At 62.1% G+C, this 25412-nt stretch carries 26 protein-coding genes; 15 read left to right on the top strand and 11 right to left on the bottom strand.

The window, feature by feature from the left end:
• Positions 1-118 precede the first annotated feature (118 nt).
• The 4 genes from hmgA (at position 119) to LIY36_RS24110 (ending at position 4850) form a co-directional block, all read left to right on the top strand.
• Positions 119-1402 carry a homogentisate 1,2-dioxygenase gene (gene hmgA, locus LIY36_RS24125; protein ID WP_226457431.1) on the top strand — a complete coding sequence of 428 codons (1284 nt, stop codon included), beginning with the start codon at positions 119-121 and terminating at the stop codon, positions 1400-1402.
• 3 nt (positions 1403-1405) lie between these two features.
• Entirely contained in the window at positions 1406-2692 is a 1287-nt protein-coding gene (gene fahA, locus LIY36_RS24120) for a fumarylacetoacetase (RefSeq protein ID WP_226457430.1), read from the top strand.
• A 12-nt stretch (positions 2693-2704) separates the two neighbouring features.
• Positions 2705-3340 (top strand): maleylacetoacetate isomerase, encoded by a 636-nt coding sequence (gene maiA, locus LIY36_RS24115; RefSeq protein ID WP_192297493.1) that lies wholly within the window; start codon positions 2705-2707, stop codon positions 3338-3340.
• 139 nt (positions 3341-3479) lie between these two features.
• Positions 3480-4850 (top strand): MFS transporter, encoded by a 1371-nt coding sequence (locus tag LIY36_RS24110; protein ID WP_226457429.1) that lies wholly within the window; start codon positions 3480-3482, stop codon positions 4848-4850.
• A 27-nt stretch (positions 4851-4877) separates the two neighbouring features.
• On the opposite strand, the gene LIY36_RS24105 is transcribed toward LIY36_RS24110, so the two are convergent.
• Positions 4878-5681, bottom strand: coding sequence for a SirB1 family protein (locus tag LIY36_RS24105; RefSeq protein WP_226457428.1), 804 nt, complete (start codon positions 5679-5681; stop codon positions 4878-4880).
• A gap of 187 nt (positions 5682-5868) precedes the next feature.
• Here LIY36_RS24105 and LIY36_RS24100 point away from each other — a divergent pair, with 187 nt between their 5' ends.
• The gene (locus LIY36_RS24100) at positions 5869-6888 is read left to right on the top strand and encodes a Glu/Leu/Phe/Val dehydrogenase family protein (RefSeq protein ID WP_192297487.1); all 1020 of its coding nucleotides are present in this window, start codon (positions 5869-5871) and stop codon (positions 6886-6888) included.
• A gap of 54 nt (positions 6889-6942) precedes the next feature.
• Here LIY36_RS24100 and LIY36_RS24095 read toward each other — a convergent pair whose 3' ends face one another.
• The gene (locus LIY36_RS24095) at positions 6943-7203 is read right to left on the bottom strand and encodes a YebG family protein (RefSeq protein ID WP_003188807.1); all 261 of its coding nucleotides are present in this window, start codon (positions 7201-7203) and stop codon (positions 6943-6945) included.
• A gap of 248 nt (positions 7204-7451) precedes the next feature.
• Between LIY36_RS24095 and LIY36_RS24090 the strand changes: the two genes are divergently transcribed.
• Entirely contained in the window at positions 7452-7940 is a 489-nt protein-coding gene (locus tag LIY36_RS24090) for a phosphate-starvation-inducible protein PsiE (protein ID WP_192297485.1), read from the top strand.
• Here the strand turns inward: LIY36_RS24090 and LIY36_RS24085 are convergent.
• The 3 genes from LIY36_RS24085 to LIY36_RS24075 form a co-directional block, all read right to left on the bottom strand.
• The gene (locus LIY36_RS24085; RefSeq protein ID WP_192297484.1) at positions 7937-8251 is read right to left on the bottom strand and encodes a DUF3509 domain-containing protein; all 315 of its coding nucleotides are present in this window, start codon (positions 8249-8251) and stop codon (positions 7937-7939) included. The genes LIY36_RS24090 and LIY36_RS24085 overlap by 4 nt on opposite strands.
• 260 nt (positions 8252-8511) lie before the next feature.
• Complete coding sequence (locus LIY36_RS24080) at positions 8512-9798, bottom strand: serine/threonine transporter (RefSeq protein ID WP_226457427.1); 1287 nt, start codon at positions 9796-9798, stop codon at positions 8512-8514.
• Positions 9799-9858: 60 nt separating this feature from the next.
• A complete protein-coding gene (locus LIY36_RS24075) occupies positions 9859-11235 on the bottom strand; it encodes an L-serine ammonia-lyase (protein WP_226457426.1) in 1377 nt (458 codons plus the stop codon).
• Between the two features lie 136 nt (positions 11236-11371).
• Here LIY36_RS24075 and LIY36_RS24070 point away from each other — a divergent pair, with 136 nt between their 5' ends.
• Together LIY36_RS24070 and LIY36_RS24065 are read left to right on the top strand one after the other, a co-directional pair.
• The gene (locus LIY36_RS24070) at positions 11372-12319 is read left to right on the top strand and encodes a LysR substrate-binding domain-containing protein (protein WP_192297479.1); all 948 of its coding nucleotides are present in this window, start codon (positions 11372-11374) and stop codon (positions 12317-12319) included.
• 212 nt (positions 12320-12531) lie between these two features.
• Entirely contained in the window at positions 12532-12942 is a 411-nt protein-coding gene (locus LIY36_RS24065; RefSeq protein ID WP_012722380.1) for an HPF/RaiA family ribosome-associated protein, read from the top strand.
• A 61-nt stretch (positions 12943-13003) separates the two neighbouring features.
• Here LIY36_RS24065 and LIY36_RS24060 read toward each other — a convergent pair whose 3' ends face one another.
• Positions 13004-14515, bottom strand: coding sequence for an MFS transporter (locus LIY36_RS24060; RefSeq protein WP_226457425.1), 1512 nt, complete (start codon positions 14513-14515; stop codon positions 13004-13006).
• Between the two features lie 106 nt (positions 14516-14621).
• Here LIY36_RS24060 and LIY36_RS24055 point away from each other — a divergent pair, with 106 nt between their 5' ends.
• A complete protein-coding gene (locus tag LIY36_RS24055; protein ID WP_226457424.1) occupies positions 14622-15494 on the top strand; it encodes a LysR family transcriptional regulator in 873 nt (290 codons plus the stop codon).
• Positions 15495-15505: 11 nt separating this feature from the next.
• Here LIY36_RS24055 and fecA read toward each other — a convergent pair whose 3' ends face one another.
• The 3 genes from fecA to LIY36_RS24040 all read right to left on the bottom strand — a co-directional run bounded on the left by fecA (position 15506) and on the right by LIY36_RS24040 (position 19360).
• Complete coding sequence (fecA, locus tag LIY36_RS24050; RefSeq protein WP_226457423.1) at positions 15506-17842, bottom strand: TonB-dependent Fe(3+) dicitrate receptor FecA; 2337 nt, start codon at positions 17840-17842, stop codon at positions 15506-15508.
• A gap of 91 nt (positions 17843-17933) precedes the next feature.
• Positions 17934-18875, bottom strand: a complete 942-nt coding sequence (locus LIY36_RS24045; RefSeq protein WP_192297471.1) for a FecR domain-containing protein — start codon at positions 18873-18875, stop codon at positions 17934-17936.
• On the bottom strand, positions 18872-19360 hold the full coding sequence (locus tag LIY36_RS24040) for a sigma-70 family RNA polymerase sigma factor (protein ID WP_226457422.1): 489 nt from the start codon (positions 19358-19360) through the stop codon (positions 18872-18874). Before LIY36_RS24040 ends, LIY36_RS24045 begins: the two co-directional genes overlap by 4 nt.
• Positions 19361-19544: 184 nt before the next feature.
• On the opposite strand from LIY36_RS24040, the gene LIY36_RS24035 reads away from it, so the two are divergent.
• From LIY36_RS24035 to LIY36_RS24015, 5 genes are read left to right on the top strand one after another with little or no spacing between them, the layout of a single operon-like run.
• Positions 19545-19847, top strand: coding sequence for a DUF3649 domain-containing protein (locus LIY36_RS24035; RefSeq protein WP_192297467.1), 303 nt, complete (start codon positions 19545-19547; stop codon positions 19845-19847).
• Positions 19844-21418 (top strand): PepSY-associated TM helix domain-containing protein, encoded by a 1575-nt coding sequence (locus tag LIY36_RS24030; RefSeq protein WP_226457421.1) that lies wholly within the window; start codon positions 19844-19846, stop codon positions 21416-21418. Before LIY36_RS24035 ends, LIY36_RS24030 begins: the two co-directional genes overlap by 4 nt.
• Positions 21419-21745 (top strand): DUF3325 domain-containing protein, encoded by a 327-nt coding sequence (locus tag LIY36_RS24025; protein WP_192297463.1) that lies wholly within the window; start codon positions 21419-21421, stop codon positions 21743-21745. It begins immediately after the preceding gene.
• Between the two features lie 9 nt (positions 21746-21754).
• A complete protein-coding gene (locus LIY36_RS24020; RefSeq protein WP_192297461.1) occupies positions 21755-22333 on the top strand; it encodes an RNA polymerase sigma factor in 579 nt (192 codons plus the stop codon).
• A complete protein-coding gene (locus LIY36_RS24015; protein WP_226457420.1) occupies positions 22330-23307 on the top strand; it encodes a FecR family protein in 978 nt (325 codons plus the stop codon). The genes LIY36_RS24020 and LIY36_RS24015 overlap by 4 nt, the downstream gene beginning before the upstream one ends.
• Here the strand turns inward: LIY36_RS24015 and LIY36_RS24010 are convergent, their stop codons facing one another.
• Both LIY36_RS24010 and yejK read right to left on the bottom strand, forming a co-directional pair.
• Positions 23308-23658, bottom strand: a complete 351-nt coding sequence (locus tag LIY36_RS24010; protein ID WP_192297457.1) for a glutaredoxin family protein — start codon at positions 23656-23658, stop codon at positions 23308-23310.
• Positions 23658-24662 carry a nucleoid-associated protein YejK gene (yejK, locus tag LIY36_RS24005; protein ID WP_003171997.1) on the bottom strand — a complete coding sequence of 335 codons (1005 nt, stop codon included), beginning with the start codon at positions 24660-24662 and terminating at the stop codon, positions 23658-23660. Before yejK ends, LIY36_RS24010 begins: the two co-directional genes overlap by 1 nt.
• A 395-nt stretch (positions 24663-25057) precedes the next feature.
• On the opposite strand from yejK, the gene LIY36_RS24000 reads away from it, so the two are divergent.
• Positions 25058-25339, top strand: a complete 282-nt coding sequence (locus LIY36_RS24000; protein WP_003188840.1) for an HU family DNA-binding protein — start codon at positions 25058-25060, stop codon at positions 25337-25339.
• Positions 25340-25412: the final 73 nt, after the last annotated feature.

The raw sequence follows: 25412 nt of genomic DNA, 5'->3' as shown, positions 1-25412 counted from the left end.
GGGAGCGGGAATCCGAGAGATGAATGGGCGTCTTTATAGCTTGACGGTCGATAGTGATCAAATTACGTTATGCGTAACTGGATTACGATAAAAACAACTTCCGTACAGAGGATGATCCATGAACCTCGAATACCTCTCGGGCTTCGGCAATGAATTCGCCAGCGAAGCCCTGCCCGGCGCATTGCCGGTCGGCCAGAACTCCCCGCAAAAAGCGCCCTACGGGCTGTACACCGAACTCTTCTCCGGTACGGCCTTCACCATGGTGCGCAGCGAAGCCCGGCGTACCTGGCTGTACCGCATCCAGCCGTCGGCCAATCACCCGGCGTTCGCCAAGTTGGAGCGCCAGCTCGCCGGCGGACCGCTGGGCGCGGTGACGCCAAACCGGTTGCGTTGGAACCCGTTGGATATTCCCGCTGAACCGACGGACTTTATCGACGGCCTTGTCGGCATGGTCGCCAACTCCGGGTCGGAAAAACCCGCAGGCATCAGCATTTACAACTATTGCGCCAACCGCTCGATGGAACGGGTGTTCTTCAATGCCGATGGCGAACTGCTGATCGTCCCCGAGCAGGGCCGCCTGCGCATCGCCACCGAGCTGGGCGTGCTGGACGTTGAGCCGCTGGAGATTGCCGTACTGCCACGCGGCCTGAAATTCCGCGTCGAACTGCTGGATGCCCAAGCCCGCGGCTACGTCGCCGAGAACCATGGCGCCCCCCTGCGCTTGCCGGACCTCGGCCCCATCGGCAGCAATGGCCTGGCTAACCCGCGTGACTTCCTCACGCCGGTCGCGCATTACGAGAACCTGCAGCAACCGACCACCCTGGTGCAGAAATTCCTCGGCGAACTGTGGGGCTGTGAGCTCGACCACTCGCCGCTCAATGTGGTCGCCTGGCACGGCAACAATGTGCCGTACAAATACGACCTGCGCCGTTTCAACACCATCGGCACCGTCAGCTTCGATCACCCCGACCCGTCGATCTTCACCGTGTTGACCTCGCCCACCAGCGTGCACGGCCTGGCCAACCTCGACTTCGTGATCTTCCCGCCGCGCTGGATGGTGGCCGAGAACACCTTCCGGCCGCCGTGGTTCCATCGCAACCTGATGAACGAATACATGGGCCTGATCCAGGGGGCCTACGACGCCAAGGCCGAAGGCTTCCTGCCCGGCGGCGCGTCGTTGCACAGCTGCATGAGCGCCCACGGCCCGGACGGCGAAACCTGCACCAAGGCGATCAACGTCGAGCTGGCGCCGCACAAGATCGATAACACCATGGCCTTCATGTTCGAGACCAGCCAAGTGCTGCGCCCGACCCAATTCGCCCTGGACTGCCCGCAACTGCAACCCTCTTATGACGCGTGCTGGGCCTCGCTGCCCGTCACCTTCAACCCGAACCGGAGATAACCCATGACTCAGCCCACCACGACCCGCAGCTGGGTAGCCTCCGCCAACGGTCACGCCGATTTCCCATTGCAAAACCTGCCCCTGGGCATCTTCAGCCACAACGGCTCGGCGCCGCGCAGTGGCGTGGCGATAGGCGACGCGATCCTGGACCTGCACGCGGCCATCGACGCGTTCGAAGGCGAAGCCCGGCGTGCCGTCGAAGCCACGGCCGGTGGCCAGTTGAACGACTTTTTCGCACTGGGTCGTGGCCCGCGCGTGGCCCTGCGCGAGCGCCTGCTGGAACTGCTCGCCGAAGGCAGCCCGCTGCAAGCGCGAGAGGCCCAGGTGCTGCATCGCGCCGCCGATTGCCAGATGCACCTGCCAGCGAAAATCAGCGATTACACCGACTTCTACGTCGGCATCGAGCACGCGCAGAACGTTGGCAAACTGTTCCGTCCGGATAACCCATTGCTGCCCAACTACAAGTACGTGCCGATTGGCTACCACGGTCGCGCCTCGACCGTTCGCCCGTCCGGTACGGACGTGCGCCGCCCCAAAGGCCAGACGCTGCCGGCCGGCCAGACCGAACCGAGCTTCGGCCCCTGCGCACGCCTGGACTACGAGCTGGAGCTGGGCATCTGGATCGGCCAGGGCAATGCCATGGGCGACTCGATTGCGATTGGCGACGCGGCTGAGCATATCGCCGGTTTCTGCCTGCTCAACGACTGGTCGGCGCGGGACATCCAGGCCTGGGAATACCAGCCGCTGGGGCCATTCCTGTCGAAAAGCTTCATCACCACCGTCTCGCCGTGGGTCGTCACCGCCGAAGCCCTGGCGCCGTTCCGCAAGGCACAACCGGCGCGTCCTGAAGGCGACCCGCAACCGCTGCCGTACCTGCTGGATAAACGCGACCAGGCGGCGGGTGCGCTGGACATCGAACTGGAAGTGCTGCTGACCACCGCCGCCATGCGCGAGCAGAACCTGCCGGCCCAGCGCCTGGCCCTGAGCAACAGCTTGCATATGTACTGGACCGTCGCCCAGTTGGTGGCGCATCACAGCGTCAACGGTTGCCAATTGCAGCCCGGTGACCTGTTTGGTTCGGGCACCTTGTCCGGGCCGCAGGAAGGCCAGTTTGGCAGCCTGCTGGAAATGACCGAGGGCGGTAAAAAAGTGGTCGAGTTGCCTTCCGGCGAAGTGCGCAAGTTTCTTGAAGACGGTGACGAAATCATCCTGCGCGCCCGCTGCAACCGCGAAGGGTTTGCCTCCATCGGCTTCGGCGAGTGCCGTGGCACGGTGGTCGCCGCACATTAAGAGGGCAGGGCGATGGAACTCTATACCTACTACCGCTCCACCGCGTCGTACCGGGTGCGCATCGCCCTGGCGCTCAAGGGCCTGGATTTTCGTGCGGTGCCGGTCAACCTGCTGGTGCCGGCCGGTGGCGCGAACCGCCAGCCCGAGTACCTGGCGATCAACCCGCAGGGCCGCGTGCCTGCCCTGCGCACCGATGACGGCGAGTTGTTGATCCAGTCACCGGCGATCATCGAGTACCTCGACGAACGTTATCCACAGGCGCCGCTGCTTTCCAAGGACCTGGCAACCCGTGCCCACGAACGCGCGGTGGCGTCGATCATTGGCTGCGATATTCATCCGTTGCACAATTCCAGCACCCAGAACCTGTTGCGTCAGTGGGGGCATGACGAAGCGCAACTGCTGGAATGGATCGGCCATTGGATCAGCCAGGGCCTGGGCGCGGTGGAACAGTTGATTGGCGACACAGGGTTTTGCTTTGGGGAGCAGCCAGGCATGGCGGATGCGTTTCTGATTCCGCAGCTATATGCGGCGGAGCGCTTCAAGGTGCCGTTGGCGGCGTATCCGCGTATCGGCCGGGTAGCGGCGTTGGCCGCGCAGCATCCGGCCTTTATTCAGGCGCACCCCGCCAATCAACCTGACACCCCCTAAATACACATGTGGCAGCTGGCTTGCCTGCGATAGCGGAGCACCCGTGCCAGATGAGTTGCCTGACGCACCGCCATCGCAGGCAAGCCAGCTCCCACAGTTTGATCAGCGTCATCCTTATAAAAATAATAGGTACCTTGCGATGCACAATCAGATTGCCAGCTTTCGCGCGGCACTCGACGCCCGTCCGGTGTCGCGCTATCAGTGGTTGATTCTTCTGTTGCTGGCGCTGTTGCTGGTGACCGATGGCTACGACGCCCAGGTCCTGGGTTACGTGGTGCCAGCGCTGGCCAAGGATTGGGGGCTGGAAAAAGCGGCCTTCGGCCCGGTGTTCAGCGCCAACCTGCTGGGGCTGACGTTGGGATCGCTGCTGGTCACGCCGCTGGCGGACCGCTTTGGCGTGCGCCGCATCCTGCTCGGCTGCGTGCTGATCTACGCCAGCCTCACGCTGCTGATGGTGTTCGCCCACTCACTGACCAGCTTGATGGCGGCACGCTTTATCTGCGGCATCGGCATGGGCGGCGCCATGCCGAGCGCCATGGCGTTGATGTCGGATTACTCGCCACCGCGCCTGCGCACCTTGATGGTGACGTTGGCTGCGTGCGGCTTTTCGTTCGGCGGTGCGGCGGGTGGTTTTGTGGCCGCCGGGTTTATCGACGGCTTCGGCTGGCAGGCGGTGTTTCTTGCCGGTGGCGTGACGCCGTTGCTGCTGTTCCCGTTCCTCGTGTGGTTGCTGCCGGAGTCGCTGCCGCGCTTGCTGCGGGATGCGCCGCCGTATGCGCGTTTGCACGACGTCAGCACGCACATGGTGCCCGGCTGGCAAGCGCCGCTGGCGGCTGCGGCAGACAGCCCGCAGGCGCAGGGTGGCCAACTGACGGTAGTGGAGCTGTTCCGCAACGGCTATGCGCGCCCGACGCTGCTGATCTGGGCAACGTTTTTTGTCAGCCTGATCCTGTTGTATTTCATGATCAGTTGGTTGCCGTCGCTGCTGCTGGAAAGTGGGCTGGCCCTCAAGCAAGCCAACCTGGTGACCTCGATGTTCCTGTTTGCCGGCACCCTTGGCGCCATCGGCATGGCCTGGTTCGCCGACCGCCTGAAAAGCAAAGTGCGCCTGTTGTCCGGGGTATTGGCGGCGGCCGCGCTGTGCACGATCCTGCTGGGCTTGAATCACGACAATCCGCGCTACCTGGTGGCGTGCGTGTTTGCCGCCGGGTTCTGCATTATCGGCGGGCAACTGACGCTTAACGCTTTCGCCAGCAACTTCTACCCGGCCCACGTGCGCGCCACTGGCACGGGGTGGGCGTTGGGTGTGGGTCGGTTTGGCTCGATCCTGGGGCCGCTGTTCGGCAGCCTGTTGTTGGCGATGCATATCCCGGTGCAGCAGATTTTCTTCTTCTGTGCGATTCCGGCGGTGATGGCGGCGCTCTTGATCATCCAAGTGAGATCACCGGGCTCAAGTGGGCCTGTGAGTCCGTTGCATGGCGACATTCTAAAAGCGCCGGCCAATCACTGATGCGCCGCAGGTTCCACAATTTGATGCTCAGTGCACCACTGAGTTAGGCGGCAAATGGCCCAATCGCTCGGTCAAGCGCAGGCGTTGGATCGGGTCCTCACTGAGCATCAACGCGTGCTCCAGATCAAAACGCTCGGCGTTCGGGCAATCCAGGCGCTGATACAAACTGGCCCGCGCCAGGTAATCGGCGGCGCTGGCATTGCCCAGTTCCAGTACACGTTCGGCATCCACCAGGGCGGCCAGCGGCGCGTCATTGGCCAGGTGCAGTTGGCGCAGGTTGCGTGACAGGCGTTGCAGGATCGAACGTGGGTCGGCGCTGTGCAGGTGGTCGGCCTGCAACTTGAGGTTGGGGCCGTATTGGCGTTGCAGCAGTTCGCGGCAATCGTTGGGGTACAGGCGCCGGCCGCCGCAGGGGTCCAGCAGGTGATCGGCGCCGGGTACCCGCAGCAGGAAGTGTCCGGGGAAATTCACGCCGACCATCGGGATGTGCAGGCGTCGCGCCAGCTCCAGCGCGATCAACCCCATGGCCAGTGGCTGCCCGCGTTTGCGTTGCAAGACTTTGTCCAGCAAGGCCGCGGCGGGGCGTAGCGGGGTGAAGTCGTCCTGGGCGAAGCCCAGGTCGTTCAAGCGGCGCAGCAGCGGCTGGCCCAGTTCATCCGCCGGCAGCATGGGCATGCCTACGCTGACTTGCTGTTGCAACAACGTCAGCTCTTGCAGGATCACCAACGGCTGCACCGTGGGGTCGTGCTCGGCGGCAATCCACAGCGCCGCTTCAAACAGCGCAGGGGGGGAGCGTTCCAGGCAGGCGAAAAAGGCTTTGCGGGGATTCATTGCATTCTCCGGCGGATGTCCCCGTTTTAGCCTTGCTGGGAATTTTCGTCCAGTAGCTTGAGAAATATCCCACTTGCTTATGTCGCGCGACCTGCAAAACCGGGCGGCTTATTCCAGCGTATTCCGGCAGTTTTCCACCGCAAGCCTATACTTGGGCCACTACCAGAAGTGATTCGGGAGCTTGACGATGTTTGCTCTCATGCACAGCACCCGCCTTGAATCGCTGCACTTGAGCGTCGACCCGGTTACCGGGCTGAAGGCGGTCATCGCCATCCACAACAGCCGTCTCGGGCCCGCCCTGGGTGGCTGTCGCTACCTCTCCTACCCCGACGACGAAAGTGCCGTGGCGGATGCCGCGCGCCTGGCCCAGGGCATGAGCTACAAGGCCGCCCTGGCTGGCTTGCCGGTGGGCGGCGGCACGGCGGTGATTGTCCGCCCAGTGCACGTGGAAAGCCGCGCCGCGTTGTTCGAAGCCTTTGGCCGCTGCCTCGAAAAACTCGACGGGCGCTTCATCACCGCCATCGACAGTGGCACCTCGGTGGCCGACATGGACTGCATCGCCCAGCACACCCGTTTCGTCACCAGCACCACGGCGGCGGGCGACCCTTCGTCCCATACTGCCATGGGCGTATTCACCGGTATCCGCGCCACCGCCATGGCGCGCCTGGGCAGTGACAACCTCGAAGGCCTGCGGGTGGCCGTGCAGGGCCTGGGCAACGTCGGTTACGCGCTGGCCGAGCAACTGCACGCCGCGGGTGCCGAGCTGCTGGTGAGCGACATCGACCATGGCAAGGTGCAGTTGGCCATGGAGCAATTGGGCGCGCACCCCATCGCCAACGATGCATTGCTCAGCACCCCCTGCGACATCCTGGCCCCCTGCGGCCTGGGCGCCGTATTCAACCGCCAGAGCGTCGGCCAACTGCGCTGCGCCGCCGTCGCCGGTTCCGCCAGCGCGCAACTGACCCACCTGGACAACGCCGATCAGCTGGAAGCACGGGGCATCCTCTACGCCCCCGACTACGTGATCAACTCCGGCGGCCTGATCTACGTCGCCCTCAAGCACCGTGGCGCCGAACTGCCCACCATCACCGCGCACCTGTCGAACATTGGCACCCGCCTGACGGAAATCTACGCCCACGCCCAAGCCGAAAAACGCTCCCCCGCCAGGGTGGCGGACGAACTGGCCGAACGCCTGCTGTACCGCTAGCCAGATATTAAAAAGGCCCTGAATCAATGATTCAGGGCCTGTTCAATTCGGGCTTTATTCCGCCGCCGGGTTCAGCAACTCGGACAGTGCATCCGGTTGGCTCTTGAACGCCTTGGCAAACACATCGCGGTTCTTCGCCATGTAGATCCCGGCTTCCTCAACCTGCTGCTCGCTCAACGACGGCACGGCTTTTTGCAACACTTCTGCGAGCAACTCAGCGAGTTCAAGCATCTTGTCATGACGGTCAGCTTCGGCTTTATCCATGAACAAACGCTCCAGATCTCGGCTGCTGCGGTATACCACTTCGACGGCCATTCACCACCTCACATGCCTTCACGATAGTTGTCTTTTGCGACTACTGTATTTATATACAGCGAAAAGGGTAAGCCAAACCGTGGGGTTTGGGTAGCAGTTTTTTAATGTAGCCCGTAAATACAGGTTGAGCGTGCCTCATGTCACCCCGCCATCATCTTATACACGCCGCTGGCCTTTTTTCTGCATGCAGAACAACCGTCACGTCCAACCCGCATTATCCGGTCGAACCGACCTAAGGAAGCATCATCGTGAAAATCAACTGGGCCGAAAGGCTGCGCCAGAACGTGCATGGGCTGGCGGAATCCCTGGGTAATCTGTTTGTGGAGTCGTTTCACTACCTGGCGCTGTTCGCCATTGGTGCGGTGACGGCCTGGGCGGCGGTGATGGAATTTCTGGGGATGCTGGAGAACGGGCATATCAAGATCGATGACATCTTGCTGCTGTTCATCTACCTGGAATTGGGCGCGATGGTCGGGATTTACTTCAAGACCAACCACATGCCCGTGCGCTTCCTGATCTACGTGGCGATCACCGCACTGACGCGCCTGTTGATCTCCAACGTGTCCCACCACAACCCGCCAGACGTAGGCATCATCTACCTGTGCGGTGGGATTCTGCTGTTGGCCTTCTCGATTCTGGTGGTGCGCTACGCCTCGTCGGCGTTCCCTTCGGTGAAAGTCGAAGGCCCGCGTCGCAAGGGCGAGGCGAGCCTGGAGACCGAGAAGGGTGAGCTTTAAAGCCCGACGCTGAAGGGCAGGGCGCGGCTGGGTGGTCGCTGCAACAGTTTGTGATCGCCATCCGTCATCACCGCCAGGATCTCCATGGCGCTGTGGCCCTGCTCGATGGCGATGCCGAATTGGATGCTTTGCACCAGGCGTTTAAGGCGCTGTGGATCGTTGCGTTGTTCGGCGCTGATCATGCGCTTGGCCACCACGCCCGACTCATTCGAGAGGGTGAGCATGATGCTGCCATCCAGTCGCTGGATGCTGAGGTTGACGCGGTATTCGGGGGTGAAGGTGTCGGTGATGATCTGAAAAGGATTGTCCATGGTGCGTACCGCCTGATAAGAACATGCAGTCATTGACGACCGGTGTCGGGATTAGTTCGCATCTCCTGACCACCGGCCATTTCCCTTGTGATCTGTACAGCAAGCGCCGTGCCGTACAGCGATCCCCCTGGCAATGAGACCTCCATGTGGGAGCGCGAATGCGGGGGATCAACCCGGTATTCATTGGCTGATCCACCGCATTGGCGAGCAAGCCCGCTACCACATGGAGTCAGTGTTGTTCTTCAGGTGTGTGCGTTGTTTCAGGGCAGTACCGAGAAAACGATCGCAGACAGCGCAATCAGGCCGAGTACGACCACAAACACATTCGACACCTGGCCCGAATACTGGCGCAGCGATGGCACGCGGCGAATCGCATACATCGGCATCAGGAACAGCAGGCACGCGATGATCGGCCCGCCCATGGTTTCGATCATGCCCAGGATGCTCGGGTTGAAGGTGGCCACGGCCCAGCAGGTCAGCACCATGAACAGCGCGGTGCTGCGTTCCAGCCATTTGGCCGACATCGAACGGTTACGCCCGCGCAATGATTTGACGATCAAACCTTGAAAACCTTCGCTGGCGCCGATGTAGTGGCCGAGGAACGATTTGGTGATGGCCACCAGCGCGATCAACGGCGCGGCATAGGCGATCACCGGGGTCTGGAAGTGGTTGGCCAGGTACGACAGGATCGAGATGTTCTGCGCCTTGGCGGCCGCCAGGTCGGCCGGCGACAGGGCCAGCACGCAGCTGAAGCAGAAGAACATCACCGTCAGCACCATCATGCCGTGGGCGGTGGCGAGGATGCCGCTGCTTTTGCGCTCGGCCTGCGGGCCATACACGCGTTTCTGGTCGACGGCGAACGCGGAGATGATCGGCGAGTGGTTGAAGGAAAACACCATCACCGGAATCGCCAGCCACAGGGTCTTGAAGAACAGCGGCAGGGGCATGCCCTCACTGGCTGAGGCGAAGAATGCGCCGTTCCAGTTGGGGATCAGGCTGAATGCCAGCAACAACAGGGCGGCGACGAACGGATACACCAGCACGCTCATGGCCTTGACGATCACGCCCTGGCCGCAACGCACAATCGCCATCAGGCCGAGGATCAGCACCAGCGACAGGATCGCCCGGGGCGGCGGGGCCATGTGCAGTTGGTGTTCCATGAAGCTGCTCAGCGTGTTGGTCAGCGCCACGCTGTACACCAGCAGGATCGGGAAGATCGCAAAGAAATACAGCAGGGTGATCAGCTTGCCCGCGCCGACGCCGAAATGTTCTTCGACCACTTCGGTGATGTCGCCGGATTTGCCCGACAGCACAAAGTGCGTCAGCCCACGGTGGGCGAAGAAAGTCATCGGGAAAGCCAGCAACGCCAGCACGATCAGCGGCCAGAAGCCGCCCACGCCGGCGTTGATCGGCAGGAACAGCGTGCCGGCACCGATGGCGGTGCCGTAGAGGCCGAGCATCCAGGTGGTGTCGTGTTTGGTCCAGCCTTTGCTCACGGTTGTTTCAATTACAGGATTTTCGGCAGCAGGTGTACGTACATCGGTCATCGTTATTGCCTCGTTATTATTTTTGCGCGGGCTCACGTTGGGACGGTCAGGGAATGCTCCTCAGCATTCCACCCAGCTCACGGCCAGGCCGCCCCGTGAAGTTTCTTTGTATTTGTCATGCATATCGGCGCCGGTATCGCGCATGGTGCGGATCACCCGGTCGAGGGAAATGAAGTGTTTGCCGTCGCCGCGCAGGGCCATCTGCGTGGCGTTGATCGCCTTGACGGCGGCAATCGCATTGCGCTCGATGCACGGCACCTGGACCAGCCCGCCGACGGGGTCGCAGGTCAGGCCAAGGTTGTGTTCCAGGCCGATCTCGGCAGCGTTTTCCAGCTGTTCGGGCGTGGCGCCGAGGACATCGGCCAAGCCGGCCGCGGCCATGGCGCAGGCTGAACCGACTTCGCCCTGGCAGCCGACTTCGGCGCCGGAGATCGAGGCGTTTTTCTTGCACAAAATGCCGACAGCGGCGGCCGCCAGGAAGAAATTCACCACGTCGTCGTCGGACGCATCGGCATTGAACTTCATGTAGTAATGCAGCACCGCCGGGATGATCCCCGCCGCGCCATTGGTCGGCGCGGTGACCATGCGCCCGCCGGCGGCGTTTTCTTCGTTGACGGCGAGGGCGAACAGGTTGACCCATTCCATCGCCGATAAGGTCGACGTGATCACATTCGGTTTGCCGATTTCCAACAGGCTGCGGTGCAATTTCGCCGCTCGGCGCGGAACATCCAGGCCGCCTGGCAAGATGCCTTCATCGCGCAGCCCTTGTTCCACGCATTCGCGCATCACCGACCAGATATGCAGCAGGCCGCTGCGGATCTGCTCATCGCTGCGCCATGCGCGTTCGTTGGCCATCATCAGCTCGGAAACCCGCAGGCCGTGCTTGTTGCACAGTGCCAGCAGTTCGACGGCGCTGGAAAAGTCGTAGGGCAATTGCACATCGCTGGTCGGCGCAAGGCCCGATTCGGCCTCAGCCGCTTCGATAATGAAACCGCCGCCCACCGAGTAGTAGGTTTGTTCGCTCAACAGGCCGTTGTCGCCATAGGCGTGCAGGGACATGGCGTTGGGGTGGTAGGGCAGGCTTTCGTCCAGCAGCAGGAGATCACTTTGCCAGTTGAAGGCAATTTCCTGTTGGCCTGCGAGCAGCAGTCGACCGGACTCGCGCAGGTGCTGGATACGTGCATTGATCGACGTGGGATCGACGCGATCGGGCCACTCGCCCATCAAGCCCATCACACAGGCGCGGTCGGTGGCATGGCCGATACCTGTGGCGGACAGTGAGCCGTACAGGCGCACTTCGACGCGGCGGGTGTCGCTCAGCAGATGGTGGTCGAGCAGTGCCTGGGCGAAGGTCGCCGCCGCACGCATCGGGCCAACGGTGTGGGAGCTGGACGGGCCGATGCCCACCTTGAATAGATCAAAAACACTGATAGCCATGCTAAAGCCTTACAAGCAATGGAAGGTAATCGCTGCCATTTTTTGTCGGCCGAGCGGAGTTGGCGCGATAATGAGCCTCTGGATCAGCACTGACCAACGAATTATCCTAAGACACCCTTTAGCAGGACTAAACCCTATGACCCGTCCCCTCCATGGCCAGACTTATGTCTGGCTGCACGTGTTTTCCTGCGCGGCACGACACTTGTCGTTCACCCGTTGCGCCGAAGAACTGCACATCACACCGGGGGCGGTGAGCCAGCAGATTCGCCAGCTGGAGGAGCGTTTGGGGTTTCGGCTGTTCCATCGCCGTGCACGCGGGGTAGAGCTCAGCGCCGAGGGGCAACGGCTGGCGGCGACGGTGGGGGAGGCCTACGGCAGCATCGATGCGGAATTGCAGCGGCTGGACGCAGGAATGATCAGCGGCACCTTGCGCCTGCGGTCGATCCCGTCGTTCTTGGGCAAATGGCTGACCCCGCGTCTGCCGCGCTTGCAGCAACGGTTCCCGGACATTCAGCTGCGCATGGTCGCCGAAGACAGCAGCATCGCCTTGCATGAGGGCGACTTCGACCTGGCTATCGACCTGAACGACGGCAGCTACCCCGGCCTGTTATCCACAGCCCTGCTGGATGAGCAGATTTTCCCGGTGTGCGCGCCAAGCCTGCTGCGCGGGCGCCCGCCGTTGCATGGCCCGGCCGACCTGGTGCATTTCCCGCTGCTGCACGACATCACCGCCTGGCGTGGGAGTTATGAATACGCCGAGTGGGAGTTTTACCTGAATGCCATCGGTTATCACGAAGCCGATGTGCGCCGCGGCCACACGTTCAACCGCAACCACCTGACCATCGAAGCCGCCATCGCCGGCATGGGCGTGGCCATCGCACGCCGCACCTTGCTCAACGATGAGCTGGAACGCGGCACCTTGATCGTGCCGTTCGGCCTGGCGGTGCCCAACCATAAACGTTACGTGCTGCTGTATGCGCCGGGCGCGCTGAACCATCCGGGCGTGCGGGCGGTGCATGACTGGCTGGTGGAGGAGGCAGGGATTTTTCGCGGATTGCACCCGTTGGGCGAGGGGCAATTGTGAGGGGCGCAGGGTGGAATAAGTTGTAACTAACTCCCCACCCTAACAGCGTTTTTGCTTGTAGTCAGGGTTAATTTGTAATGTGGGATTTATCTTTGCAAAGGGGTTGAATTGTTTCGCTGACTGCTCAATTGTGTAGTCAGGAGGTCATGGTTTCACCGCATCGGTGTTGCAGTTGTGACCTCCCGCGAGCTAGCTGAAATAAGGGAAGAACTATGCAAATCCAAGTCAATAGCGATAACCATATTGAAAGCAGCATCCGACTGGAGGAGTGGGTACGTACTACCATTGAGAGCACGCTCGAACGATACGAAGAAGACCTGACCCGCGTTGAGGTCTACCTGCGCGATGAGAACGGCGACAAGCCCGGTCCCCATGATTTGAGCTGCCGTCTGGAAGCACGGCCAAAGGGCCATCAGCCGCTCTCGGTACTGCACAAGGCCGATACCCTGGAACAGGCTATCGACGGTGCGGCGACCAAGCTGGACCACGCGTTGGAACATCTGTTTGGCCGACTGCAAGGCAAGCCACGCGCTGCCGGTAAAAGTTTGTCGGATACCAAAGTCAATGAAGATGAGCTTGAACAGGAGTTTCTGGAAAAAGAACGTGCCGTATTTAACAGCTGATAGCTGACAGTTCTTTCATCCCCCCCATAAAACGGGCCTGCAAATGCAGGCCCGTTTTCGTTTACCCCAGACGTCGGAAAAAATACCGGCTCAACACTGCCAGCCCGGCGGCGCCCGCCCCTGCGAAGAGCATCGCCCAGCCAGCGCCGTGACGCAGCGCCGCCTGGGCGTCGGTGGCCGCAAGTACGCTTGAGGCGGTGAGCTTGCCCGCTGCAATGTTCTGGCTTATGGCCGGCCACTGCGTCAGCGTACTGGCGGGCAAGAGTGCGGCCAGTTGATCGCTGATCCCCAGTAGCAACACCAACCCCATCAACGCAATGTTGAGCGCCAGGGTAATCAACCGCGCACTGAGGTCGATGCCCGAGGCCATTCCCGCGCGGTCTGCCGACACGGAGCCGGTGGTGGTGTTGGTGGTCGGCGAGTTGGTCAGCGCCAGGCCCACGCCGGCCATCACGCAACTGATCAGCACCAGCACGATGCTGGGTCGTGCGGCAAGGTTGACGGCGGCCATGCTCAAGAAGCCTACGCCCATCAGGCCCAGCCCCAGGGGGATGATGCGTTCGGCGCCGTAGCGCAGGGCCAGGCGTTCGGCCAGTGGCGGCACCAGCAAGGTCGGCAAGGTGTAGGCGAGCAGGGCGCCGCCGGTGGTCAGGGTGTCGTAGCCCAGGCCAGCCTGGAAGTAGAGCGGCAGGTAAATCATGAACGGCCAGAAGCTGAAGTTCATGCCGATGGAACCCATCAGCGCACCGTTGAAGCGGCGGATGCGAAACACCGAGAAATCAAACATCGGGTGGGCGCTGCGCCTCTCGATAAATATGAACAGCATCAGGCCGACCAACGCCAGGCCCGCCCAACCGAGCATGGCCGGTGTGCCGAAACCGTATTCGCTGCCCTGGGTGATGAAGTACACCAGCGAAAACACCGACAACGTCAGGGTCAACATGCCGGCGATATCGAGGCGGTTTCCGGCCGGGTCGCGGGATTCTTGCACGCTGATGTGCAGCAATCCTAGCGTCAGCAAGGTCAGCGGCACGTGTACGAGAAACACCCAGCGCCAGTCCGCCACCGCCAGGATCAACGCCCCGACCATCGGCCCGAAGCCCAACCCCACACCCGCGATCACGCCCCATACCGCAAAGGCCCGTGCCCGCGCCGCTGGCTCGCGGAACTGGTGCGACAGAATCGCGAACTGACAGATCATCATCGCCCCGGCGCCCACGCCCTGTACGAAACGTGCCGCGATCAGCGTGGAGGCGTCGTCAGCCAGGCCACACGCCAGCGAGGCCAGGCCAAACAGCCACAGGCACAGCACCAACATGCGCCGCCGACCAAAGCGATCGGCCAGGGTACCGGCTGCCATCAACACGCTGGTGCAGGCCAGGGTGTAGGCGTTCATGATCCATTGGGCGTCCTGGAAGCCGGTGCCCAATTGTTGTTCGAGGGTGGGCAGGATGATCGGCACGCTGGAAATCTCCAGGCCGAACATCAGGGCCACCAGGCAGACGGCGGTTAAAGCGAGGCCGTTCCTGGCGGTGTGGGTTGGTTGAGTGGCCGATAACGTGGCGGCGGGCATGGAATTCTCCTGGGAAGAGTGAAGTGATGCTATTTTCAGGGGAATTCAGTTCGTTATTCGTGATAAGTTTTCCGTCAATACGGGAATCAGGAGCGACAATTCAAGCATGTCTATCCCACGTTTTGATGGCGTTGAGCTCTTTCTGCAAGTGGTGGAAAGCGGCAACCTGACCGAGGCGGCCGAACGCCTGAACCTCACGCGCTCGGCCGTCGGCAAAGGTCTGGCGCGGCTGGAAGCCCGCTTGGGCACACGCTTGTTGCAGCGTTCTACCCGGCGTCAGCATCTGACCGAGGATGGGCAGGCGTACTACGAGCATTGCCTACGTGCAGTGGCGGAACTCGAGGCGGCCGAATCGGTGCTGGAAAGCGGGCGCCAGCAGCCGCGCGGACGCTTGAGGGCAAGCGTGCCACTGGCATTCGGGCATCACTATGCGGCGCCTGCGTTGTGGGGGCTGATGGATGTTTACCCGGAGTTGGAGATCGAGATCAGTTTTGCCGACCGCATGATCGATCTGGTGCAGGAAGGCTTTGACCTCGCCGTGCGGATCGGCCCGCTGCCCGACACCGACCGCCTGAGTGCGCGCCGGCTGGGCGAACAATCGGTAGGCCTGGCGGCGTCACCGGCGTACCTGCAGCGCGTAGGACGAATTGAATCTATCGATGATCTGGCAGGCCATCGCGGCATCGCCTACAGAACCAACACCCCGCATCGTTCGAGAGTGGTTTCGCCGTTGGTGCTGGACGACCTCCAGGCCGTGGCCGATGCCGCCATCGCGGGCGTTGGCCTGGCCTGGTTGCCGAGTTGGTTGATCGCGCATTACGTACTGCGCGGGAGGCTGGAGGCGGTGTTGCCGGGCTACCGTGAACAGCCTTCGCCGATCCACGTGATTTGGCCGACCGCACCGCACATGCCGGCCAAGACCCGGTGCGCCATCGACGCACTGGTCGCGGCGACCCCGAGCTGCCTGGCGGGCAGTTAAAGTGGCGAGGGTTAGAAGGCGATGGAAGTCTGCACGTACACCGTGCGCGGTTCACCGACGTACTTGCCCTTGTTGTTGTCGTCGAACGAGCGGGTGAAATACTGCTTGTTGAAGATGTTTTTCACACCGACCGCGACGTTCAAGTCTGACAGTTGCGGGCCAAAGTCGTACGCGGCACGGCTGCTGAACAGCATGTAGCCAGGGATACGTCCGGTATTGCCTTCAGCATTTTCCTGCTCGGTATTGGCGTTGTCGGCGAACTGGCTGCTCTGGTAGCTGCTGTCCACATTGAGTTTCCAGCGACCTTCGGTGTAACCCACGCCCAGGGTGCCTTTGTGCTTGGACGAGAAGGGTACGCGGTTGCCTTTGTTCGGGCCGTCTTCGCGGATGGTCGCGTCGACGTAGGCGTAGCTGGCGTACACATCAAAACCGGCCAGCGCCGGGCTCAGACCGTCGAGGGCATAGTTGAAGCTGGATTCGATGCCTTGGTGGCGGGTTTGGCCGCGTGCGATCACCGAGTCATCGGTCTGGTTGCTTTCGTACTGGTTGTCGAAGTTGATCAGGAACGCGCCGAGTTCCGCCCGCAAGGTGCCGTCGTCGTAGCGCGTGCCGATTTCCCAGGTGCGGGCTTTTTCCGGTTTGACTTCGCCTTTGGGCACGCGCTTGGCCATCTGGCTGTACTGCACGCTGCCGAACGAGCCTTCGGTGTTGGCGTAGAGGTTCCAGCTGTCGGTCAGGTGATAGAGCACGTTCAACGCTGGCAGCGCGGTGTTGTAGCTGCCTTTGTTGTCGAGGTTGTTGATGTGGTCGACCTGCCGGGATTTGATCATTTCGTAGCGCACGCCCGGGGTGATGGTCCACTTGCCAATATCAATCCGGTCGTCGATGAAGAACGCGTTGGCTTCGGTACTGCCACGGGTGTCGCGGTCGTTCTTGCTGCTGGTGCTCGGAATTTGCTGGTTGGCCGCAATCGGCGTGGTGTAGCGCATCTCGTGGCCGGCTTCGTTGATATAGCGATAGCCCACGCCGACTTCGTGGCTGGTGTTACCGAGGTCGAAGCCTTGGGCGAAGCGGGTTTCCAGGCCGCGCACCCAGTATTCGCGGGGCGACAGGGACAGGAAGCGGGTCTGGTCCAGGTAGCCGTTGCGCAGGGTGGTGGTGAAGAAGGTGTTCACGGTGAATTCGCGGCGGTCTTCCTGGTAGCGGTAACCGGCGTTGAACATCGTACGGCGCCCCCAGAATTTGTCGTAGGGACGGGTCGACTGATACGGGTCGGCCTTGTAGTCCTTGACGTTCAAGCCACCGGGCATATCCGCCTGGCCTTCGTAGTACTGCGCCATGGCGTTGAAGCTGTTGGCCTCGTCGAGCTGGTATTTGCCCTTGAGGATCAGGTCATCGATGCGCGTGTTGCTGTTTTCACGCCAGTCGCCGCCACGGGTGCCGGAGTACAGGAGCGCACCGCCCAGGCCGTTGTCGGCGGTGCCGCCGGCCAGCAGGTTGGCGGTGGTCTTGAAACCGTCATGGCTCGAAGACGGGCTGGTTTCGGTCTGGAAACCGCCTTTGACAGTCGGTGTGTCCGGGATTGCGCGGGTCACAAAGTTGACCACCCCGCCGACGTTCTGCGGGCCGTAGCGCACGGCGCCGCCGCCGCGGACCACGTCCACCGCGTCCATGTTGCCCATGCTGATCGGCGCGAATGACAGTTGCGGTTGGCCATACGGTGCGAAGGGCACCGGGATGCCGTCCATCAGCACCGTGGAGCGCGACGCCAGGCGCGGATTGAGGCCGCGAATGCCGAAGTTCAGCGCCATGTCGTGGCTGCCGGTGCCATTGTTTTCCGGGGCGTTGACGCCGGGGATGCGATTGAGCACATCGCGGGCCTGGGTTGCGCCCTGGCGTTCGAATTCATCGCGGCGGATCACGTCACGGGCGCCGGGATGTTCGAAGACATTGGTTTGCGCCGCATCGCCGAGCCAGTCGCCGACCACGCTGGAGGTGCCCAGTTCGAGGGTTGCCGGTGCATTGGCCGACTGCAGGCTGTAGGCATTGTCGCCCTCGGCGCGGGCTTGCAGGCCGGTGCCTTCGAGCAATTTTTGCAGGCCATCGGCGGCGCTGTAGTTGCCGCTCAAACCACGGCTCTGCATGCCGGCCGTGACCTCGGAGCCGAAGGAAATCAGCACGCCGGCCTCGCGACCGAATTGATTCAACGCGGCTTCCAGCGACGCTGGTGCGATGTGGTAAGGCTTGGCGTCGGCGGCCATTGCAGCAGGTAGTACGGTCAGGCTCAGGCTGGCGCCGAGTAGGAGTTGGCCCAAGGTGCGGGCAAGAAGCGTCGGTTGCTGGGGCATGAAGTGCGGTCCTGAGAAGGAAGGATCAAGGTGGCTTTCCTTCTCTGTCACGCGAGGTGTGGAAAACGGCTCACAACAATTGCAGATAATTTCAGGCTCGCGCCTCGACGGTCACCCAATAGCGGGTAAAGCGCCGCACCTTGACCGGCAGGCTGACGGTCAACAGGTCGAGAATGCGTTCACTGTCGTCCAGCGGGTAGCTGCCGGAGATCAGCAGGTTGGCGACCTGGGGGGCGCAATTGAGTTGGCCACGGCGATAACGGCTGAGTTCGCCGAGGAAATCTTCCAGGCGCATGTGGGCTGCGACCAGCATGCCATCGGCCCACGCGCCGCTGTTGGCGTCGGTGGCGCGCGGGGTGTCCCAGCCTTTGCGGGTGAAGTTGACCTGGTGTGCGGTGTCGACCGTCAGCGGCAGGCCGCTGTAGGTATTGGGCATCACGTCGACGTGGCCGTCGAGGACCGCCAGTTGGGTGTGGTCGTTGAACTGGCGCACATTCAGGCGCGCCGCCTGGCTGCTGAGCAGGCCCTGGCCGGTCAGCACGTTGAGCGGCCGGTTGCCTTTGGCGCCGGTCAGCAGGATCTCGCCTTCGAGCAGGCGGATCAGCCGCTGCTGGCCATCGAAATGCACATCCACCGCGCTGCCGGTATTGAGCTGCAACTGGCTGCCGTCGGCCAGTTGCACCTTGCGCCGTTGACCGACGGGGCTGCGGTAGTCGGCCGTGAGCGGCGGCAGGATATGTTGCTGGCGCAGGCTCCAGGCGGCGGCCGAACCAGCGCCGAGGATCAGCAGCAGCTTGAGGGCCTGGCGGCGGCTGGTGGAGGTTGGCGCGTTCAACGCCGCATGGGCCAGGGGCGATGGCATGCCACGCAGGCGCTGGTTGACGCGTTGCATATGGTCCCAGGCGCGCTGGTGTTCACTGTGGGCATTCAGCCATTGCTGCCAGGCCGCTTGTTGGCGCGGGTTGAGGGCGCCTTGCTGCATTTCCATCAGCCAATGCACGGCCTGTTCGGCAACTTGGGTCGAGAAATTCATAGGGCAAAGTAGCAGTGCATGGCGGCTTTATTCAGGTGGCGTTTGACGGTGGCGATGGAGATGCCCAGCTCGGCGCCGATTTGCGCGTAGGTCAGGCCATCGAGTTGGGCCAGCAGGAAGGCGCGTTTGACTGGCGTGGGCAAGCCGTCGAGCAACTGGTCCAGCTCGACCAGGGTTTGCAGGATGATTGCGCGTTCCTCTTCCGACGGTGCCACGTGTTCGGGCAACTGGGCCAGGGCGTCGAGGTAGGCGCGCTCCAGGTCCTGGCGGCGGTAGAAATTGCACAGCACGCGCTTGGCCACGGTGGTGAGGAAGGCGCGGGGTTCGATCAATGTTGGCGTTTCACGGGCGCTGAGCACGCGGATGAATGTGTCTTGCGCCAGGTCGGCGGCACTTTCCGGGCAGCCGAGCTTGCGTCGCAACCAGCCGGTGAGCCAGTGGTGATGGTCGGTGTACAAAACTTCGACGGTGTTGGACGGCTGCAACGCGATCACCCTTCGCTACGAGCATGCGGGCATTTGGCATGCTTTAGAGAACAAGAATTGTTCGCATTGTAGGTGGGCCGCTACGGTTCGGCAATCCGCCAGTACCGGCGTTTCATCCGTTCTTTTTTGCTTATGAGAATATTTATCATTAATATTGCGCACTGATGAACCTGGCGTCTCCCGCATGAAAAGCAAAACCTCACTTGCGCTACCCTACCGTCTGGCCGTCACATCGCGGGTGCTCGCGGCTGTCGTCGGCGGCTACCTGATGGCCTCCCTGGCCGCCATCTGCCTGGCATTGTGGATGCCCACGTCCCGCGCCGACGCGGTGATCACCGGGATGATGAGTTCGTTTGTGTTCTATCTGCTGGCGGTGCTCTGGTGCTTTGCATGCCGCACGGCCTGGCGCGCCTGGTTTGGCGTGATGTTGCCGAGTGCGGCGTTTGCCACCCTGGCGGGTGTGGGGTTGTGGATGGCGCGTCCATGAAAGAGGGTTTTCGCCAGGCCATGGCCTGGTTGCACACCTGGAGCGGGCTGATCTTTGGCTGGCTGCTGTTTGCGATTTTCCTGACGGGCACCTTGTCGTATTTCAAGGACGAGATCAGCCACTGGATGCAGCCCGAAGTGCAGGCTTATCCACTGGACAACGCGCGCAGCCTGGGCGTCGCGCAAACCTATTTGCAGCAGGTGGCGCCAACGGCCGCGCGCTGGTTTATCAACCTGCCGGATGACCGCGACCCCGCCTTGACGGTGATGTGGCAAGACAAACTCGACCCTGGCCGTCGCGGCAATTTCATCCAGAAAACCCTCGACCCGGTTACCGGCCAAGATGTGCAGGCCCGCGAAAGCATGGGCGGCGAGTTCTTCTATCGTTTCCATTTCCAGCTGCAAATGCCCCATCCCTGGGGCCGCTGGCTGTCCACCATCGCTGCGATGGTGATGTTTGTCGCGCTGATCACCGGGATCATCACCCACAAGAAAATCTTCAAGGACTTCTTCACCTTCCGCCCGCGCAAAGGCCAGCGTTCCTGGCTCGACGGGCATAACGCGGTCGGTGTGCTGGTGCTGCCGTTCCACCTGATGATCACCTACAGCAGCCTGGTGATTTTCATGAGCATGGTGATGCCGGCGCCGATCCTCGCCTCCTATGCGGGTGATACCCGCGCCTTTTTCAACGACGTGTTCCCCGCCACCAACAACGCGCCGGCGCAGGGGCAACCGGGCAAATTGCTGCCGCTGTTGCCGATGTACGAACAGGCGCGGGCGCAATGGGACGGTGGCCATGTGGGGCGCCTGGGGGTGAACAACCCCAGCGACGTGAACGCTTCGGTCAATGTGTTTCGGGCCAGTTCCGACAACGTGGTGCATGAGTTCGACAGCATCGTGTCGTTCAGCGGCACCAGCGGCGAACTGCTGCGCACCAGTGCCGGGCAATCGCTGCCGGCGATCATCGGCGGCAGTTTCTACGGCCTGCACATGGGCCAGTTCGCCGGGCCGGTGTTGCGTTGGTTGTACTTTATCTGCGGGCTGGCGGGCACGGCGATGATCGGCACCGGGCTGGTGATCTGGCTGGGCAAGCGCCAACTCAAGCACGCCAAGAGCGGCGTGATGCCGTTTGAACTGCGCCTGGTGGAGGTGCTCAACATCGCCAGCATGTCCGGGTTGATGATCGCCATTGCGGCGTTCTTCTGGGCCAACCGCCTGCTGCCGGTGGGCTTTGCCGAGCGCTCTGCCTGGGAAGTACAGACCTTCTTCATGGCCTGGGGTGTGAGCCTGCTGCACGCGGTCCTGCGCCGTGGCCGCCAGGGCTGGGTTGAACAACTGAGTGTCGGCGCGCTGCTGTTTGTCGCGATCCCGCTGCTCAATGCGCTGACCACTTCGCACCACCTGGGCGTGTCGCTGGCGACGGGTGATTGGGCCATGGCCGGTTTCGACCTGACGTGCCTGGCCAGCGGCGTATTCCTCGCCTGGGCCGCGTGGAAGATGCAGCACCGTGCTGCGCCCCAGCCCAGGGGCGAGCGGGCGCGTTCGTTGACCCTCAAGCAGGAGGCAAACTGAATGCTGCTCGCACTCTTGATGTGCTACGCCGGATTCACTGCGCTATGCCTGTCCACCGACCGTCACCATGGCGAATTGCTGCACAGCAAGCCGTCGCCCCAACGGCGCGTGGGGTTGCGGGCGGCGGGCTGGTTGCTGCTGGCACTGTCGATCTGGCCGGCCGTGGCGCTCGGTGGTTGGAGCCGGGGCCTGGTGGAGTGGTGCGCGGTGTTGATGCTCAGTGCGCTGTTGCTGGTGCTGTTGTTGCCGTATCGGCCACGGTTGGCCTTGATCTTGGCGGGCGTCGGCCTGCTGGCCAGCCCCGTCGCGGCCTTCGCCATCCTCTGAGCCACGCCCATGATGATCAGCACCCCACCGGAGTCCCAGGACAGCCAGCGCGCTGAATCAGCAGGCGGGCGTGCGCATTTCCTGCAGGTGTTTCTCTCGCAGCGTTCACAGATGGAAGCCTTGGTCAGCCGACGTGTCGGTTGCCGTGCCACGGCTGCCGACCTGGTGCAGGATTTATTCCTACGCTTCTGGCGCCGCCCGCTGGTGCAGGTCGAGGAACTCAGCACCTACCTGCTGCGCTGCGCTGGCAACATCGCCATTGACCACCTGCGCAGCGAAAGCGCGCGGGTGCGCAGCAGCGAAGGCTGGCTGCCCGAGCAACAGGATAATCAGGGTTGCGAACCCCAAGCGGCCTTGGAGGCGGGCAATGATCTGCGCCATGTCGAAGCTGCCCTGCGCAGCTTGCCGGAGCGCACGCGGCAGATTTTCCTGCTCAACCGCATTCATGGCCGCAAGTACGCGGAAATCGCCAAGGCCATGGGTCTGTCCCAAAGTGCCGTGGAAAAACATATGATGCGTGCCCTCGAAGCCTGCAAAGCCAGCCTTCGTGAGCCATCACCCCCACGCACGCCAGGGACAGCACCGTGAACCGCACCCCCACGCCCGACCAGGAACACGCCGCGCTGGCCTGGCTGAGCCTGCTGCACGACCAACCGAGCAGCGGCGACCAGGCCACGTTCAGCCAATGGTTGCGTGCCGATCCGGCCCACATCGAGGCGTACTCCCAGGCCCAGGTACTGTGGGAATTGAGTGAAGTGCCTGCGCGAAAATTGGCGGACGAGGATGCATTGGCCTTGCAGGGTTACCTCAAGGCGATGCACACCTCGAAGCGCTCGCGGGTTGTACGCGGGGCAGGCGCGTTGGCGATGGCCGCGTGCCTGCTGCTGATGGTGTCCATGGGCGCAGGCTGGCAGCCATCGCGCTGGGTCGATGACTTTGGCGCCGACTATGTGACGGCGCCAGGCGAAGTCAAAACCGTCACCCTGGCGGATAAATCCCAAGTCACCCTTGATGCCGACAGCGCGATTGCCGTGGATTTCAGCCATGGCGAACGGCACATCCAGTTGCGTCGTGGTGCGGGGTTTTTCAGCGTGACCCACACTGGCGAGTCCTTTGTGGTGGAGGCGGGCAGCGGTGAAGCGCGGGTGCTCGGTACGCAATTCGAAGTGCGCCTGCAACCGGCGGGGGCGCAGGTGACGGTGTTGTCGGGGCGGGTAGGGGTGACGCCGTCCAGGCAGGGCCAACAGCAAGTCCTTACAGCCGGCCAGCAAGTGGCCTACACGCAAGGTGTGGCCGATGCCATGCACCCGGTGGACAGCGAATCGCGCCTGGCCTGGCGCGACGGCTGGCTCAACTACTACAAGGCGCCGCTGGCCGATGTGGTCAAGGATCTGGAGCGCTACTACCCGGGCCGCATCCTGTTGCTCAACGATGAGATGGGCAGCAAGCGCGTCAGTGGCAGTTTCCCGAGCAAGGATCCGCAGGCGGTGTTGAATGCGTTGCAGGCCGTGCTCGGGTTCGAGCAGCACAACCTGCTGGGTCGCGTGATCGTGGTGCGCTGATTATTTCAGCGCCGCCATGATCTTCTCCGGGCTGAACTCACGGATCAGCGTGCCGTTGACGTCTACAAACGGAATCCCGCCGCCGCCCAGCGCCTCGTAGGCCTTGCGCGCCTGGGCGTCCTTTTCGATGTCGAACGCCTGGTAGGGCAGGCCTTTCTGGTCCAGGAAGCGGCGGATCTGCTTGCAGTAGCCGCACCATTCGGTGGAATAGAGCACCACCCGCGCCGAGGCCCGGGTTTGTTCCGGCGCCACCTGGGACGGATTGAACACCCGCTCGATCTTGCCCCAGTTCTGGAACACCACCACCACCAGCAATACCAGCAGGACTTTCTTGAACACCCCGCCGAGCATCAGTTGCGGCGCTTGAGCTGGTCGGTCAGTTGGGTCGGCAAACCCTTGATGATCAGCGTGCCAGCCGCCTCGTCGTACTCGATCTTGTCGCCCAGCAAGTGCGCTTCAAAACTGATCGACAAGCCTTCGGCGCGGCCGGTAAAGCGGCGGAACTGGTTGAGGGTGCGCTTATCCGCCGGAATTTCCGGCGACAGACCGTAGTCCTTGTTGCGGATATGGTCGTAGAACGCCTTAGGCCGATCTTCATCGATCAAGCCCGAGAGTTCTTCCAGGCCCATCGGCTCGCCGAGCTTGGCCTGGCTGCTGGCGTAGTCCACCAGGGTCTTGGTTTTTTCGCGGGCGGATTCGTCCGGCAGGTCTTCGCTTTCAACGAAGTCACTGAATGCCTTGAGCAGGGTACGGGTTTCGCCCGGGCCGTCGACGCCTTCCTGGCAGCCGATAAAGTCGCGGAAGTACTCCGAGACCTTCTTGCCGTTCTTGCCCTTGATAAACGAGATGTACTGCTTGGACTGCTTGTTGTTCTGCCACTCGGAAACGTTGATACGCGCCGCCAGGTGCAACTGGCCGAGGTCCAGGTGACGCGACGGGGTCACGTCCAACTCGTCGGTCACTGCCACGCCTTCGCTGTGGTGCAGCAGGGCGATGGCCAGGTAATCGGTCATGCCTTGTTGGTAGTGGGCAAACAGCACGTGGCCGCCGGTGGAGAGGTTGGACTCTTCCATCAGCTTTTGCAGGTGCTCGACGGCGGTGCGGCTAAAGGTAGTGAAATCCTGGCCACCGTCGAAATACTCCTTCAACCAACCACTGAACGGGTGCGCGCCGGACTCGGCATGGAAGAAACCCCAGGCCTTGCCTTGTTTGGCGTTATAGCTCTCGTTGAGGTCGGCAAGCATGTTCTCGATGGCGGCCGATTCGGACAGCTCCGAATCGCGGGCGTGGAGAACTGCGGGCGTGCCGTCGGGTTTTTTGTCGATCAGGTGGACGATGCAATGACGGATCGGCATGGGCTTCTCGGCTGGTTGAAGGGGAGCGGTTGGCCTCCCCGAAAAGTCGCCCAGTGTACCGCACCCATTGGTCAAGACGCGCTTTCAAGGCGGTTTTGCCGCTCTCCGACATGGCATATGCCATTTTTTCACGGTTTAGAGCGATAAAGCTGACCAAATGGGTAGGTAGAAGCGGATATTTCCCCGTCTCTGTGCTAGTTTTGCCCCGTCTTACGCCAAGTCTCGGCGTTAAGCGTGCATTCAGCATCTGTCAGGTCGAACCAATCCCCGTTTCAAGCATCTATAACCCCGATCTTCGCGGTTATAGCCTGGGGTGCCAGACCTAGACGGTCGGGCTCGACGGCTGACACTGCACTCTGCAATCCATATGAATTTGATAGGGAAGGAACACCACAATGGCTATTACTAAAGACCAACTGATCGCTGACCTGGCTGAAGCAGTAGACGCACCGAAAACCACCGTGCGCGCTCTGCTGGACCAACTGAGCCAAGTTGTTGCTGACCAGCTGGAAAACGGCGGCGAAATCACTCTGCCAGGCGTTGGCAAACTGAAAGTGACCGAGCGTCCTGCCCGTACTGGCCGTAACCCTTCGACTGGCGCTGCCATCGAAATCGCTGCCAAGAAAGTTATCAAGCTGGTTGTGGCCAAAGGCCTGACCGACGCTGTTAACAAGTAAGACGCAGCAAAAAAAACCGTGCTCCGGAGCGATCCGGGCACGGTTTTTTGTTGCCTGCGATTTGTAGAGGCCC

This window comes from Pseudomonas sp. AF03-9, assembly GCF_020515815.1.
Taxonomy (GTDB): domain Bacteria; phylum Pseudomonadota; class Gammaproteobacteria; order Pseudomonadales; family Pseudomonadaceae; genus Aquipseudomonas.
The sequence above is the reverse complement of the archived record's forward strand: the minus strand, read 5'-3'. Positions and strand labels throughout refer to the sequence as shown.

Bases quoted from the DNA above. Each gene is read 5' to 3' on its own strand.
- hmgA (WP_226457431.1), top strand. From the start codon at position 119: ATGAACCTCGAATACCTCTCGGGCTTCGGCAATGAATTCGCCAGCGAA.
- fahA (WP_226457430.1), top strand. From the start codon at position 1,406: ATGACTCAGCCCACCACGACCCGCAGCTGGGTAGCCTCCGCCAACGGT.
- maiA (WP_192297493.1), top strand. From the start codon at position 2,705: ATGGAACTCTATACCTACTACCGCTCCACCGCGTCGTACCGGGTGCGC.
- LIY36_RS24110 (WP_226457429.1), top strand. From the start codon at position 3,480: ATGCACAATCAGATTGCCAGCTTTCGCGCGGCACTCGACGCCCGTCCG.
- LIY36_RS24105 (WP_226457428.1), bottom strand. From the start codon at position 5,681: ATGAATCCCCGCAAAGCCTTTTTCGCCTGCCTGGAACGCTCCCCCCCT.
- LIY36_RS24100 (WP_192297487.1), top strand. From the start codon at position 5,869: ATGTTTGCTCTCATGCACAGCACCCGCCTTGAATCGCTGCACTTGAGC.
- LIY36_RS24095 (WP_003188807.1), bottom strand. From the start codon at position 7,203: ATGGCCGTCGAAGTGGTATACCGCAGCAGCCGAGATCTGGAGCGTTTG.
- LIY36_RS24085 (WP_192297484.1), bottom strand. From the start codon at position 8,251: ATGGACAATCCTTTTCAGATCATCACCGACACCTTCACCCCCGAATAC.
- LIY36_RS24080 (WP_226457427.1), bottom strand. From the start codon at position 9,798: ATGACCGATGTACGTACACCTGCTGCCGAAAATCCTGTAATTGAAACA.
- LIY36_RS24075 (WP_226457426.1), bottom strand. From the start codon at position 11,235: ATGGCTATCAGTGTTTTTGATCTATTCAAGGTGGGCATCGGCCCGTCC.
- LIY36_RS24070 (WP_192297479.1), top strand. From the start codon at position 11,372: ATGACCCGTCCCCTCCATGGCCAGACTTATGTCTGGCTGCACGTGTTT.
- LIY36_RS24065 (WP_012722380.1), top strand. From the start codon at position 12,532: ATGCAAATCCAAGTCAATAGCGATAACCATATTGAAAGCAGCATCCGA.
- LIY36_RS24060 (WP_226457425.1), bottom strand. From the start codon at position 14,515: ATGCCCGCCGCCACGTTATCGGCCACTCAACCAACCCACACCGCCAGG.
- LIY36_RS24055 (WP_226457424.1), top strand. From the start codon at position 14,622: ATGTCTATCCCACGTTTTGATGGCGTTGAGCTCTTTCTGCAAGTGGTG.
- fecA (WP_226457423.1), bottom strand. From the start codon at position 17,842: ATGCCCCAGCAACCGACGCTTCTTGCCCGCACCTTGGGCCAACTCCTA.
- LIY36_RS24045 (WP_192297471.1), bottom strand. From the start codon at position 18,875: ATGAATTTCTCGACCCAAGTTGCCGAACAGGCCGTGCATTGGCTGATG.
- LIY36_RS24035 (WP_192297467.1), top strand. From the start codon at position 19,545: ATGAAAAGCAAAACCTCACTTGCGCTACCCTACCGTCTGGCCGTCACA.
- LIY36_RS24030 (WP_226457421.1), top strand. From the start codon at position 19,844: ATGAAAGAGGGTTTTCGCCAGGCCATGGCCTGGTTGCACACCTGGAGC.
- LIY36_RS24025 (WP_192297463.1), top strand. From the start codon at position 21,419: ATGCTGCTCGCACTCTTGATGTGCTACGCCGGATTCACTGCGCTATGC.
- LIY36_RS24020 (WP_192297461.1), top strand. From the start codon at position 21,755: ATGATGATCAGCACCCCACCGGAGTCCCAGGACAGCCAGCGCGCTGAA.
- LIY36_RS24010 (WP_192297457.1), bottom strand. From the start codon at position 23,658: ATGCTCGGCGGGGTGTTCAAGAAAGTCCTGCTGGTATTGCTGGTGGTG.
- yejK (WP_003171997.1), bottom strand. From the start codon at position 24,662: ATGCCGATCCGTCATTGCATCGTCCACCTGATCGACAAAAAACCCGAC.
- LIY36_RS24000 (WP_003188840.1), top strand. From the start codon at position 25,058: ATGGCTATTACTAAAGACCAACTGATCGCTGACCTGGCTGAAGCAGTA.